Genomic DNA, 12,982 nt, shown 5'->3' on the forward strand with positions numbered 1-12,982 from the left:
CGTAATTTCGGTGGCTTGGCACACATAAAGTGCGTCCTGCCACTGCGCGATTGTAGCGGACTCAGGACATTCGCTCCCGAGTGACGTTATCGGGGTCTTGATAGTAGTTGTTTCATTTTTAACGGCAACCCGCCTTGTCATTGCTTATGCTGGAAAAACGATGCCCGCTTTGAGCCGGCGCGGTATCGGGTACCCAAAGGGGAGGGAGCGAGCAAGATGGACCACGAACTTGAGATTGCAACGCTCGGTGGCGGGTGTTTCTGGTGCCTGGAAGCGGTGTTCCAGCAGGTGCACGGCGTGCGTGCCGTGGAGTCGGGCTACACCGGCGGATATATCGGTCATCCCACCTATCGCCAGGTATGCGAGGGCGACACCGGTCACGCCGAGGTCGTGCGCCTGACGTTCGACCCGGCCACGATCACGTTCCGCGAGATTCTGGAGATCTTTTTCTCGATTCACGATCCGACGCAGCTCAATCGCCAGGGCAATGACGTGGGCACCCAATACCGTTCGATCATCTTCACGCATTCCGAGGCGCAGCGCGCCGTGGCCGAGTATGTGATTGGCGAACTGGTGGCGAACAAGGTGTTCGACGCGCCCATCGTGACGCAGCTTGAACCGGAGCAGCCTTACTGGCGTGCCGAGATGAGCCATCAGAACTACTACCAGGAGCATCCGGCGCAAGGCTATTGCGCGTTCGTGATTACACCCAAGCTGGCGAAATTCCGGCGCGATTTCGCGCACCGCATGCGGCGCTAGACGGGTGGTGCTTCCAGTCGGTCGGCAATGGCTGTGGCCAGCCGGCCGATACTGAGTGGCGCGCAGCCCTCTGCGTTGTTGCTGACGATGACGTAGGCGGGCTGGTTGGCGCGCAGCGTGCGGACCACCACGTCGGCGATCGCGTCACGTGTCTGGTCGTCCGGATCGACGAGTTTGTCGAACGGCGTATAGGCCTTCTCGGCCATCGCATAGGACCGGCCTTCACGCAACATCCAGCGCAACACCAGCGGACCCGGTGCGCCGTCGTCCATCAGCGCCTGTGCCTGCGCCTGGCGCGGGACCGGTGGCAGGCGGTCGCGCGCGGCAAGGCAGAAGCGCACGCCGCGCTCACGCAGCATGCGGATGTAGCGCGGTGTGAGCAGAGCGGGGTCGCGTATTTCGACCGCATAGCAGGCGTGCGGGGTCAATGCCGGGTCGAGCGGTGGCAGCGCCGCCAGAAACGCATCGAGCTGGGCAAGGAAGGCGGGGCCATCGTCGGCCACGCTTTGCAATGGCGATAGCTGGAACAGCAAAGGGCCGCAGCGCTGGCCCAGGCCGCCGGTGGCCGGCACGATGAAGTCGCGGATTGCGATGTCGGCATCGAGGAACGCCGCGTTGGCCAGGCGACCCGCGCCATCGGGACCGCGTAGCCAGGCATCGCAGACGCTGGCCGGCGCCTTGACCAGAAAGCGGAAGCCTTCCGGCACCTGCGCGGCGTAACTCATGTAATCGGCCAGCGGAATCGGGCCATAGAAGCCGCGATCGATCCCGGCAGCGCGCAGCAACGGATGCTGGCCGCAGGCGCGCAGGCCTTTGCGTGACAGCAGGCTTTCCGTGTACTGGCCGTCGTAGACCATGCCATGCCAGCCCGGATAGGACCACGATGAGGTACCGAAATACAGGTTCGCGGGCAGGCGGCCGGCGAGCGCCGTCAACGCGGCGTCGGGCGTCCAGGGCTGGACGAGCTTGCCGGCGGGCTTCTTCTTTTCGGGTGGGGCCGCTTGCGCGGGCCCGGGAGGCGAATCCGGCGATGCCAGTGCATCGCCGAACAGGTCGAGGTTGTCAGTCAAGCGTCAGACGGCGTTACCAATGGGAGAGGCGTAAATATAGCGCCGCGAGATCGGAAACGTGTCAGCAGCGTGATCGGACTTCTGACACACCACCTGGTGCAACGACATGATGCTGTTGGTGAACGCATGCTCGCAACCGGCCAGATAGACGCGCCAGATGCGGTACTTCTTCTCGCCGACCATGTCGCGGATCTTGTCCGAATTGCTCTCGAAATTGTCGGCCCAGTGGCGCAGCGTCTGCGCATAGTGCCGGCGCATCAGCTCCACGTCGAACGCTTCGAGACCGCCCTTGGCCATCGTGTTCAGGACCATGCTGATATGAGGCAGCTCGCCTTGCGGAAACACGTAGCGGTCCATGAAGCCCGAGCCGTCCAGTGGCACCGCGCCGCTGTCGGGGTCGGTGGCCGTGATGCCGTGGTTCATCGCCACGCCATCGTCCTTGAGCAGTTCGCTGATGCGGCCGAAGTAGTCAATCAGGTTGTCCTTGCCGACGTGCTCGAACATGCCGACGCTGGTAATGCGGTCGAATTGTCCCTGGACGTCACGGTAGTCCTGCAGGCGAATCTCGATACGGTCCTGTAGCCCGGCGGCCTTCACGCGCTCGGTGGCCAGGTCGAATTGATTCTGGCTCAGCGTGATGCCGACGCACCGCGCGCCATACTTCTGCGCGGCGCGGATCACAAGCGCACCCCACCCGCAGCCAATATCGAGCAGCGTATGCCCCGGCTGCACCCGGACCTTGGTCAGGATGTGGTCGATCTTCTTGAGCTGCGCGGTGGCCAGATCTTCGTTGCCTTCCTCGAAGTACGCACACGAATACACCATGCGCGGATCGAGCCAGAGCTGGTAGAACTCGTTGGAGACGTCGTAGTGGTACTGGATCGACGCTTTGTCTTCGGCCCGGCTATGCGTGAAGTGCTGTGCCACCTTGGCCAGTGCGCCGCCCGCACTGCGTGCCGCCGCGGACGATAGCCCGTAGGCCACTTTGATGACGTCTGCCAGTCGGCCGTCCAGGTCGATTTTCTCCTGAACATATGCCTCGCCGAGATTGTCGAGGCTCGGCGCCAGCAGCATCGGTAGTGCGGAGGCTTCGCGCACCGTCAGCGTGACGGCGGGCTTGTCGAAGTTGCCCAGCTGGTATTCGTTGCCGTTCCAGAGCCGAAGCCTGACTGGAAGGTTGGCGTGCTCGCGCACATCGGAAATCCAGCTGTCGAGCTGTTTGTCGATCGCTTGCTTGAAGAACATGCGGCTTTCTCCCGATTGGTTGGTATTCCCTCTCGAATGAAATGCCCCACGGTCGGCTGCGAATACTGCGTGTTGGAACGCAGCACTGGCCTTGGGGGCGCACCGATGCATGGCCGGTGCGGCGACGCAAGAACTTTACGCCAAAAAATAAAATTGTGCAGTGCAGGTCCCCGCGACGATGGAACCCGCTTGCGTATGCAGATATTGACGATGCGGCGTCAGCCCGCGCGCACCGTCATTCAGCCCGCATGTATCAAGGCGACAGTCGCACGATCTGCCAGCTGTGATCGTCCTGTCGCCGGAACGCGATGCGGTCATGCAGGCGCGACGGGCGGCCTTGCCAGAATTCGATCCACGTCGGCAGCAGACGGTAGCCGCCCCAGTGCGGCGGGCGCGGCGGGTTGTCGCCAAACTTGTTGCGGAAGTCGGCTTCGCGGGCTTCCAGCACATCGCGGCCGGCGACTTCACGGCTTTGTTCCGAGGCCCAGGCGCCCAGGCGCGAGCCGAGCGGGCGCGACGCGTAATAGGCATCGCTTTCGGCATCGGCCACTTTCTCGACGATGCCTTCCACACGTACCTGGCGTTCCAGCTGCACCCAATGGAACAGCAACGCCGCGCGCGGATTCGCCTCGAGGTCCAGCCCCTTGCGGCTTTCGTAGTTGGTAAAGAATGTGAAGCCGCTTGCATCCATGCCCTTGAGCAGCACGATGCGGGCGGACGGCTGGCCGTCGGCGCCGACCGTGGCCAGCGTCATCGCATTGGGTTCGGGCAGTTTTGCCTGCATGGCCTCGTCGAACCAGTTCTGGAACTGGCGCAGCGGGTCGTTGGCCACATCGGTTTCGGAAAGTGCGCTCAGCATGTAGTTGCGGCGCAAGTCAGCGAGTTGGGTCATATCGCGTATCGAAGAGTCGGTCCGCGCGCGGCGCACGCGGACGAGGATGCTTCGAGTATAGCGAATGCGCCGCACACCGCATTTGCGCGATGGCAAACAGCAATGGCTGTTTTCCTATTTCTACTCGGTAAGTTCCGGTGCCGCCACCTTGCGTGTCTGCCGGCGAGAGTAGTAATTGGCCATGCCCATCGCGCCGGCCATCGACAGGAAGATCGGCAGCATGCCCAGCGCGGTACCCACGACCCCGAACGTGAGCGGCCACACCACCTGGCTTGTGTTGAGCACGGCGGACCGCAGGCCCATTGCCTCGCCAGCGCGGCCGGACGGCGACGCGGTGTGCAGGATATTCATCACATTGGGCTGGGCGCTGCCCAGCGCCAGGCCCAGCACGAAGGCGAGGCCGCACATAAGCCAGAAGTGCGAGACGAAGGGGTAGACGATGTATGCCATCGCGCCGACCAGCAAGGCCAGGCGGATGATTCTCCATTCCGAGAAATGGCGCGACACCATCGGCATGGCCACACGAATGGCCAGCGTGGCGATGGAAAACGCCCCAAGCACCCAGCCGATCATCGATGGTGACAGGCCGATGCGCGTGCCCTGAATCGGGATCAGGAAAGCGTGCAGGTCCCAGGCGGCGGAAAGCACTGCGCTGGCGACAAAGACGGCCCGCAGTTCGGGATGCTGGAGCAGGTCGAGCGTGGAATGGCGCGAGCCGTCCTCGATGGCGATACGCCCCGCATTGCCGCCCGTGGCGGGCAGGCGCGGGCGCACGTACTGCAGGCCGGCCTGGCCCAGCAGTGCCACGCCCACCAGAATGCAGAACGCAGCGCGAAAACCCGCATGCTCGATCGTGTAGCCCATTGCCACGGGCCCTAGCGTCCCCGAGATCGACAGCCCCAGCGCGTGCCACGTGTAGTTGCGCAGCCGGGTCTCGTTGGTCGACACCTGGCCGATCAGCAGCTGCATCGCCACCTGTACCAGCATGAAGCCGACCCCGATCAGCGCACAAGCCGCATACAGCGACGCAATGTCGTGCCACACCGCCGGTAGCAGCGTGCCGCCCACCACCATCAGCGAACCGGCCGTCATGGGCAGACGTGGGCCGATTTCGTCGATGCGCTTTCCGGCGCGAATTGCCAGGAACATCGGCAGCAGCGCATAGAGCGACATCAGGATGCCCAGTGTCACGGTGGACGCCTTGAGCGAAATGGCAAAAAGGGAAACGACGACGCGGCTGGCGTTGAACGCCACGTGGTTGCACACCGTCAGCGCGATCAGCCAACTGATCGGAGGGACGGCGGCGTGAGGCAACGTCATGGCAGGGGCGGGGCAGGGAGGTGGTTCGCGCCGCCGGCAAGGGTCTCGGATCCGGACGATAAGACGCGCGAAAAAGAAAATCAGTGCGGCCGAAGCCGCACCTTACAAAGCATCGGTAGCCAGACTGGCCTGCCACCGATGGTGTTGCGTGTCGTTGTTCATTAATTGCTTGCTTAATCAACGACTGGTCGATTATGCGACTGCCAGTGGGATGTGCACAACATCGGTGAAGAAGGGGCGTGCCAAATCCGCAACACAATCGGCACAGGCCCGTTGCTGTGACACCAATGGGGGAGGGAAGCTGGCGTTCAGCCGCCCTGGTAGAGCTGCTTCTCGTTGTCCGGTCGCAACGGATTCTGCTGGACCGTCGGCGCGGGAATGCGCGGCGTGGTGGGGGGCGGCGCGGGTTCGCCGCGAGCCGCGTCGGACTTCGTCGGCGGCTCAGGGATGGCTGGCCCCGCCTGCTGTTGACCCTTGGGCGCGGCCGGCCCCTGGTAGGTCTTGCCCGGCGGCGGAGCGGTTGGCCGCTTCTTGAGTGCCGCAAGCATCTTGCCGCATTGGCTTTCCTCGCCACCCGAAATATCAAGCAGCGGGACCAGCATCGCCACCGGTGCGGTCAGCGCGAGCGCCAGCGCGCCGCCGGCCCGCAGCGCCAGGATGGCGATGTTCGGGCTGACCGACGGATTCTTGAACGAACCCCCGACATAAAGCGGTGAGCGCAGCGAGATGATGCGTAGCCCCTTCGAGTCGGGGTGGATGGTCAGCGCCAGCCGCTCATCCTTGAAGTCGATCGCGCCCTCGGTGTTGATGATGGCGTCCTGCGTATCGAGCACGAAAGTCTGCGCCCGCGCGATGCCGTTCTGGAAGCCGAAGGCGGCGACACCGCAGTTGATCTGCACGGGCTTGTCGCCGAACAGCTTGGAGATCACCACGCTGCCCACATTCAGCCCGATGGCTTCGAGAATGAACTTGCTGACCGTGCCATTCTCGACAAGCAGCTTGGCCTCCCCGTTGGAAGACCCCATCAGCGCCGCGACCGAATTGCCGGTCGCTGAAAACTTGGCGCTGCCATTAACTTCCCCGACGCTGGCGCGCGCGCTTTCGGCCTTCGGGAACAGCTGCTTGAGCTTCAGATGCCGCGCGGTCATGTCGACCATCGCGCCCATTGGCTCGCGCTTGCCGTCCAGCCGGATCGTGGACACCAGGTTGCCGCCGGCCACGCCGAAGTTGAGCGGGTCGAGCAGCAGCACGCCATCGGTCAGTTTCAAGTGCGTGGTGAGGTTGGTGATCGGCAGGTCTTCGTCGCGCACGATGCGCTCGCCCGTGAACTTCACGTCAGCGTCGATTTCGTCCCAGCGCTCGGTACGGAACGGTGCCACGGGCAGCGCCTTGTCGGCGGGCTGCTTGACCGGACTGTCCTTGGCGGCCTGGCCGGGCTTGGCGCCCCCGCCGATCAACGGCGCCAGGTCGGCGAACAGCAACTGCTTCGACACCAGCTCGCCCGACAGCATGGGTCGCGGCGAGCGCTGGGAAAACGTCAGCGTGCCGCCCAGATCGCTACCGCCCACCTTGCCGGTGAAATCTCGATAGGTGTACGTCGACGCGCCCTTCTTCAGCGTGGCGATCAAGCGGCCGCGCGTTTCATACGGCGGGGTCGACGGCAGCACGATGCCCGTCAGCTTGTAGAGCGACGCCATGCTGTCACCCGAAAGCGTCAGGTTCACATCCATTGCACCCAGGTGCGCGGGATTGCTGACCGTGCCTTCGATGGTCGCGCGCGTGGCGCCTACGCGGACGTCCGCCTGCACTGGATAGGGCGTGTTCGCATCGCGCAGGCTCAGCACGGTGCCGGCCTTGCCGTTGGCGTTGATCGTCGCCTGGTTGTAGTGGCCCACCGCTTTCCAGCGAATGCCGTAGCGGTTGTCGTTGCTCGCCTTGTTGTCCCTGGCTTTCGCGTCTGGCGTGGAGGCGGCGGCGCCCTGCGATGCCGCCACGGCCGAGGCGTCGGATGGCATCAACGCGCCATCGCGGGCCTTGTCGTAGATACCCTGGTCGCCGACGGTGTCGAGCGTGGCCTGCAACTCGATTTTCTCGGCGGCGTCGTTCAGGGCCAGGTTGCCGCGCTGAAGCACGACCTCGCCGACGTCGAGGTGCCATTTCGACTTGCCGGTGTCGGTCTGCTTGCGCAAGTCGAACGTCCAGTTGTTGCGCTTGTCTTCGAGCCGCTCGAGCCACACGGCCGGGCTGTCGACGACGATGGTCGGCACGCTGATCTCGTGCGCCATCAGTGGCAGCGGACGCAGGATGAAGATCAGCTCGCGGATCGTGCCCATGTTGGGCGCCTGGGCCCAGTCGGGGTTGCCCACCGTGATGTCCTTGCCGGATAGCCGCGGCCAGGGCACGAACGTGCGCCAGCCGGTTTCACCCTGCGGGCGTTTCCATGTGACGGTCAGATCGCCGTTGATGGCAAATGGGCGGCCAATCGACTCCGAAACCTTGTCGTTGAGCCACGGCTTGAGCCGGTTCCAGTCGAAGGTCAGGATGACGATGACGATGAGCGCGATCAACGCCAATGGCGTGAATGCGCTCCAAAAGACGATTTTCTGGCGACGCGAGGCGGGCATAAAGGGTTTGACTCCTGTCGGCGGCCATGCGGCGAATCAACCACTGCAACGGTATTGTAGGGAAGGGCGCGACGTGAGGTTGTCGGCCTTCGGCTGACATTTCGGTCGTCGGGAAACCTATTTTTTGCTGTCAGTCAGTCCGGTTGGATTTCGGCCTCTGGCATAGAATGCCGGCAGATTTCAGAAATTCACCATGACGATCGCCTCCACGCCAATGGCGGAGCAGGACCTGCCCGCATCCCTGTCACATGAGAGTTCCGCCGACGACGACTACCATCGCCGCTTTGGCGGTGTTGCGCGGCTTTACGGCGCGCAAGGGCTGGCCAGGCTGGAGGCGGCGAACGTGTGCGTGATCGGCATCGGCGGCGTTGGCAGCTGGGCAGCCGAGGCACTGGCGCGCAACGCGGTGGGTCGCATTACGCTGATTGACCTCGATCACATTGCAGCGTCCAACACCAACCGTCAGATCCATGCGCTCGGCGATGCCTATGGACGTGCGAAGGTTGATGCGATGGCCGAGCGCATCGTGGCGATCAACCCGCGCTGCCGCGTCACGGCTGTGGACGACTTCGTGACCGAGGACAACGTAGCGGCGCTACTGTCGGGCTTCGACTATGTGATCGACGCGATCGATGCCGTGAAGGTCAAGACCGCCATCCTGGGATGGGCCCGTCGTGAAGGCGTGCGAGTGATCACGTGTGGCGGTGCGGGTGGCCAGCTCGATCCGACGCGTGTGCGGATCGAGGATCTGGCGCGCACGATTCAAGACCCGCTGCTGGCGAAGGTGCGCGGCAATCTGCGGCGTCAGTGGGGCTTTCCGCGCGATCCAAAGAAGAAGTTCGGTATCCAGGCCGTGTATTCCGACGAGCCGCTGCAATACCCGGAGCCGGAACAGCAGGCGTGCGAGATCGACGAAATCCCGCCCGCGCCCCGCCGTGGCCCGCAAGGGCTGGCGTGTGCCGGCTTTGGCTCATCGGTCGCGGTGACGGCGGTGTTCGGCTTCGTCGCCGCGTCGGCCGTCATCGGCACGCTGGCCGCCGGCTGAGCGTCACGCGGCCAGGGTCTTCAGCAGGCCGCCGATGGCGGCGTCGTCCGGCGCGAGGTTGTCGAAAAAGATCAGTTCGGGATACTCGGCCGGATTCGGCGAGAAGCGACGCTGACGATAGGCGTCCCAGTGCGTGAGCTTGTATGCATCGTTGGGATTGCCGCGCTTGATGATGCGCGCGTGCGCCTCGTCTTCGGGCAGATGGACCCAGACGATCTGCGTGCTGGTGCCTTCCGGCACATGCAGCCACTGCGGATCGGTCAGCAGATGCGCGCGGATCTCGCGCGACAGCGGGCCGATGACGATCACGCTGATGCCCAGCATCAGGTTCTCGCGTGCGGTATCGAGCAGGCCTTCGTATTCGGGATCGCGCAGGTTGTCCAGGTATGCCGGGCTGTCGCGGTCGTTGGGGTCGCCCGTGATCGCGCGCATGGCGGCGGCGCTGTAGCGCCCATAGAGTGTGTCCTTGTCGAGCAGACAGAATGGCTCGCCGGTGGCCTTCATCAATGGCCCGATCAGCCGGTGCGCGAGCGAGGTCTTGCCGGTACCGGCGTGACCGCAGAAGAAGATCAGTCTGGGCATATCAATGGCTTGGACTAACGGGTACCGCCAGAGGCGCGAAGGCCAAGCATACCGTTGTTTGCGGAAAATCAGATCGGCGAGCCGCGAAATCGGTATCCTTGCCGCTTATCTCAAGGAAAAATTTCCGATTCCATGTCTGCAGCACAGAATCCCTACGAAGGGCTTTCCTCGGAAGGCTTGCCGGACGAACTGCGTCTGGGCGAACCCGTGACCGACTCCACGCACGCGGAATTCCTGCAGTTGCTCGGTGCCGTGGCCAGATCGGATGATGCCGGCTTCCTGGCCGCGTATGACGAATGGATCGAACATACGCGCCATCATTTCGAACAGGAAGAACAGTGGATGGAAGCGATGCAGTTCGGGCCGCGCTTCTGCCATACGAACGAGCACAAGGGCGTGCTGCAGGTGGTGCAGGCCGTGCGCGACAAGATCGCGCAGGAAATGGAAGACCCCGCGGGCCCGGGCAAGGGTGGCTTGTCATTGGGCCGCCGCCTGGTCGATGAACTGTCAGGCTGGTTCGACAATCACGTGAAGTCGATGGACGCGATGATGGTCGAGCATATGAAGGCCAACGGGTTCTCGCTGGTCGAAGCGCCGGCCGCGTAATCGCGCGAGGGTATTCGCCCTGCCGAGCGAACACCCTGGCCGCATCAATTCAGCGTCGTGCTCAACTGCCGACGCCATTTCGACACCAGCTCCGGCGAATCAACCATCAGATCGAAGACGGACAGCATCGTCTTGCGGCCGATGTCATCTTCAAAGCCGCGATCGCGGCGCACGATTTCCATCAACTGTTCCAGCGCAGGCTCGTACTCGCGCCGTGCGATCAGCACTTTCGCCAGATCCAGCCGGGCGGCGAGGTTGGCCGGATCGGCCTGCACTTGTGCCTTGAGTTCCGCGCCATCGGGCAGATCGTCCAGGCCCTTCATTGCCTCCAGACGCGTCTTGAGCGCGGCATAGCCGTCCTCCTGCGGGGCGCGCGGCGACAGACGGCCGAACTCCGCATCCGCGGCATCGATTGCATCGCCATCGAGCAGGAAGCTGATATACGCCAGGCGGTTCAGGTCGTTTTCCGGTTCGTGCGCGAGCGCGGCCTGCCATGCAGCCTTGGCGCCTTCGCGATCACCGGCTGCCGCAAGTTCCTGCGCGGTCTGCAATGCGACATCGCCCTCGTTGGGTCCCAGCGTGCCGATGAAATCGCGCAGTTGCGATTCCGGCAGTACGCCGACGAACTGGTTGACGGCCTGGCCTCCGGCAAACGCCACCACGTGCGGAATGCTGCGTACGCCAAAGTGCGCGGCAAGCTCCTGGTTCTCGTCGACATTGACCTTCACGAGCTTCCAGGTGCCGCCGGCTTCGGCTTCCAGCTTTTCCAGCATCGGGCCAAGTGTGCGGCAGGGACCACACCACGGTGCCCAGAAATCGACCAGCACGGGGACTGGGCTGTTGATGACTTCGGCTTCGAAGTTCTGCAGGGTGACGTCGCTCATGTTCTGCACCTTGGAATCGGACTGGCCAGCACTGTGGCCGAATGACCCTATTGTGAGGGCGACGCCCCAAATTGCAACCAGGGCTGGCGATGGGCACCCCGCGATGGGCGGGAAAACCTCCTGTTGAAAATAGAACGGTCGTTCAGTTATATTGCTTGACCAATACGCGGGATCAACCCGCGAACACGCGCTTTCCAGAAACGGGTCCTTGAAGACCATCCGCAGGAGACACCATGACCAATTCGCCCGCCCGCCCGCACTTCCAGTTCTGGCCCAAGCGAGTGCCGACCGAGATCGTTCTGCCGGAGACCTCGCTCTGGTACAACCTCGAAGTCTCGGCGCACCGCTACGCGGACAGGGCCGCCATCCGATATTTCGGCAACGCCATCACGTTCCGCGCGCTGGAGGCGCAGGCCACCGCGATGGCAGGTTGGCTGCAACAGAAGGCGGGTGTGAAGAAGGGCGATCGCGTGCTGCTCTATATGCAGAACTGCCCGCAGTTCATCGTCAGCTACTACGCCATCCTGCGCGCGGACGCCGTGGTGGTGCCGGTCAATCCGATGAACCGCGCCGAAGAGTTCAAGCACTACATCACGGACGCCCAGGCGCGCGTGGCGATCTGCACGGCGGATCTGGCGGCCGGCGCGATGCAGGCAGATAGCGAGATTCCCGCCGACCAGCGCCTGCAGCATCTGCTGGTGACCCAGTACGCCGACGCGTTGCCAGCAACGTACGAATTCCCCGAAGACGCACCGCCCGCATGGCTGACGGCGCAGCATCCGCTGCCCGCGAACGCCACGCCGTGGGCGGAGGCGCTCGGCGCCGGCCTGCAACCGGGGCCGCATACGGCCGGACCGGACGACATGGCCGTGATGCCGTACACGTCGGGCACCACCGGTTTTCCGAAGGGTTGCATCCATACGCACCGCTCGGTCATGCACAACGTGATTGGCGGCGCCACGTGGTCCGGCAGCGGCTCGGAATCGGTGATCCTGTCGGTGCTGCCGCTGTTCCACGTGACCGGCATGCAGTACGGCATGAACGGCCCGATCTACACCGGCGCCACCGTCGTGATGCTGCCGCGCTGGGACCGCGAAGTGGCCGGGCGCCTGATCTCGCGCTACCAGGTCACGCACTGGACCAACATCCCGACGATGGTGATCGATTTCCTGGGCAGCCCGAACCTGGCGAGCTTCGATGTCAGCAGCCTGCGCTATATCGGCGGCGGCGGCGCCGCGATGCCGCAGGCCGTGGCCGAGCGTCTGAAGACGCAGTTCGGTCTGAGCTATCTGGAAGGCTATGGCCTGTCCGAAACGATGGCTCCGACGCACAGCAATCCGTCGGAGCGTGCCAAGCTGCAATGCCTGGGCGTGCCGACGTTCAACACGGATGCGCGCGTGGTGGACCCGGTCACGCTGCAGGAACTGCCGCCGAATGAAGTGGGCGAGATCATCGTGCGCGGACCGCAGGTGTTCAAGGGGTACTGGGGCAAGCCCGATGCCACGCGCGAAGCGTTCATCGAGTTCGAGGGGCGCACGTACTTCCGCACCGGCGACCTGGGCCGGATGGACGAAGAGGGTTACTACTTCATCACGGACCGCCTCAAGCGCATGATCAATGCGTCGGGCTTCAAGGTGTGGCCGGCGGAAGTGGAGAATCTGCTGTACAAGCATCCCGCCGTGCAGGAAGCCTGCATTATCGGCACGCGCGACAAGTATCGCGGCGAGACCGTGAAGGCTGTGGTGGTGCTGCGCGCCGACGCCAAGGGCAAGACCACGCCCGAGGACATCATCGAGTGGGCCAAGGAGAATATGGCGGCCTACAAGTACCCGCGTGTCGTCGAGTTCGTCGATGCATTGCCGAAGTCGGGAACCGGCAAGGTGATGTGGCGCCACCTTCAGGAAACGGAGAACGCCAGGCAGCCGGCCGCGGCGTCCTGATGGCCGCCTGATTGC

At 63.8% G+C, this 12,982-nt stretch carries 11 protein-coding genes; 4 read left to right on the top strand and 7 right to left on the bottom strand.

The features are described from left to right. Positions 1-216: 216 nt before the first annotated feature. Positions 217-759, top strand: coding sequence for a peptide-methionine (S)-S-oxide reductase MsrA (msrA, locus tag AC3FLX_RS04280; protein WP_488694171.1), 543 nt, complete (start codon positions 217-219; stop codon positions 757-759). Here msrA and AC3FLX_RS04285 read toward each other — a convergent pair. The 5 genes from AC3FLX_RS04285 to AC3FLX_RS04305 form a co-directional block, all read right to left on the bottom strand. Continuing rightward, positions 756-1,829, bottom strand: coding sequence for a DUF72 domain-containing protein (locus AC3FLX_RS04285; RefSeq protein ID WP_488694173.1), 1,074 nt, complete (start codon positions 1,827-1,829; stop codon positions 756-758). The genes msrA and AC3FLX_RS04285 overlap by 4 nt on opposite strands. A 3-nt stretch (positions 1,830-1,832) precedes the next feature. Further along, a complete protein-coding gene (locus AC3FLX_RS04290) occupies positions 1,833-3,074 on the bottom strand; it encodes a class I SAM-dependent methyltransferase (RefSeq protein ID WP_488694175.1) in 1,242 nt (413 codons plus the stop codon). Positions 3,075-3,327: 253 nt separating this feature from the next. After that, positions 3,328-3,966 (bottom strand): pyridoxamine 5'-phosphate oxidase, encoded by a 639-nt coding sequence (pdxH, locus tag AC3FLX_RS04295; RefSeq protein WP_488694176.1) that lies wholly within the window; start codon positions 3,964-3,966, stop codon positions 3,328-3,330. Positions 3,967-4,086: 120 nt separating this feature from the next. Continuing rightward, positions 4,087-5,286: an MFS transporter gene (locus AC3FLX_RS04300; RefSeq protein WP_488694177.1), complete on the bottom strand. Its 1,200-nt coding sequence runs from the start codon at positions 5,284-5,286 to the stop codon at positions 4,087-4,089. A 308-nt stretch (positions 5,287-5,594) separates the two neighbouring features. Beyond that, positions 5,595-7,910 carry an AsmA family protein gene (locus tag AC3FLX_RS04305; RefSeq protein WP_488694179.1) on the bottom strand — a complete coding sequence of 772 codons (2,316 nt, stop codon included), beginning with the start codon at positions 7,908-7,910 and terminating at the stop codon, positions 5,595-5,597. A 193-nt stretch (positions 7,911-8,103) separates the two neighbouring features. Between AC3FLX_RS04305 and tcdA the strand changes: the two genes are divergently transcribed. Then, entirely contained in the window at positions 8,104-8,955 is an 852-nt protein-coding gene (gene tcdA / locus AC3FLX_RS04310; RefSeq protein ID WP_488694181.1) for a tRNA cyclic N6-threonylcarbamoyladenosine(37) synthase TcdA, read from the top strand. Between the two features lie 3 nt (positions 8,956-8,958). On the opposite strand, the gene AC3FLX_RS04315 is transcribed toward tcdA, so the two are convergent. Then, the gene (locus tag AC3FLX_RS04315) at positions 8,959-9,537 is read right to left on the bottom strand and encodes a P-loop nucleotide/nucleoside kinase family protein (protein WP_488694182.1); all 579 of its coding nucleotides are present in this window, start codon (positions 9,535-9,537) and stop codon (positions 8,959-8,961) included. Between the two features lie 132 nt (positions 9,538-9,669). On the opposite strand from AC3FLX_RS04315, the gene AC3FLX_RS04320 reads away from it, so the two are divergent. Then, positions 9,670-10,143: a bacteriohemerythrin gene (locus AC3FLX_RS04320; protein ID WP_488694183.1), complete on the top strand. Its 474-nt coding sequence runs from the start codon at positions 9,670-9,672 to the stop codon at positions 10,141-10,143. A 44-nt stretch (positions 10,144-10,187) separates the two neighbouring features. On the opposite strand, the gene trxA is transcribed toward AC3FLX_RS04320, so the two are convergent. Next, positions 10,188-11,027: a thioredoxin gene (gene trxA / locus AC3FLX_RS04325; protein ID WP_488694185.1), complete on the bottom strand. Its 840-nt coding sequence runs from the start codon at positions 11,025-11,027 to the stop codon at positions 10,188-10,190. A 233-nt stretch (positions 11,028-11,260) separates the two neighbouring features. Here trxA and AC3FLX_RS04330 point away from each other — a divergent pair, with 233 nt between their 5' ends. After that, on the top strand, positions 11,261-12,967 hold the full coding sequence (locus AC3FLX_RS04330) for a long-chain fatty acid--CoA ligase (RefSeq protein ID WP_488694187.1): 1,707 nt from the start codon (positions 11,261-11,263) through the stop codon (positions 12,965-12,967). Positions 12,968-12,982 lie beyond the last annotated feature (15 nt).

This window comes from Cupriavidus sp. 291-E7 (assembly GCF_057798835.1).

Excerpts from the sequence above, each read along its gene's own strand:
- msrA (WP_488694171.1), top strand. The coding sequence starts at position 217 with ATGGACCACGAACTTGAGATTGCAACGCTCGGTGGCGGGTGTTTCTGG.
- AC3FLX_RS04290 (WP_488694175.1), bottom strand. The coding sequence starts at position 3,074 with ATGTTCTTCAAGCAAGCGATCGACAAACAGCTCGACAGCTGGATTTCC.
- pdxH (WP_488694176.1), bottom strand. The coding sequence starts at position 3,966 with ATGACCCAACTCGCTGACTTGCGCCGCAACTACATGCTGAGCGCACTT.
- AC3FLX_RS04300 (WP_488694177.1), bottom strand. The coding sequence starts at position 5,286 with ATGACGTTGCCTCACGCCGCCGTCCCTCCGATCAGTTGGCTGATCGCG.
- AC3FLX_RS04305 (WP_488694179.1), bottom strand. The coding sequence starts at position 7,910 with ATGCCCGCCTCGCGTCGCCAGAAAATCGTCTTTTGGAGCGCATTCACG.
- tcdA (WP_488694181.1), top strand. The coding sequence starts at position 8,104 with ATGACGATCGCCTCCACGCCAATGGCGGAGCAGGACCTGCCCGCATCC.
- AC3FLX_RS04315 (WP_488694182.1), bottom strand. The coding sequence starts at position 9,537 with ATGCCCAGACTGATCTTCTTCTGCGGTCACGCCGGTACCGGCAAGACC.
- AC3FLX_RS04320 (WP_488694183.1), top strand. The coding sequence starts at position 9,670 with ATGTCTGCAGCACAGAATCCCTACGAAGGGCTTTCCTCGGAAGGCTTG.
- trxA (WP_488694185.1), bottom strand. The coding sequence starts at position 11,027 with ATGAGCGACGTCACCCTGCAGAACTTCGAAGCCGAAGTCATCAACAGC.
- AC3FLX_RS04330 (WP_488694187.1), top strand. The coding sequence starts at position 11,261 with ATGACCAATTCGCCCGCCCGCCCGCACTTCCAGTTCTGGCCCAAGCGA.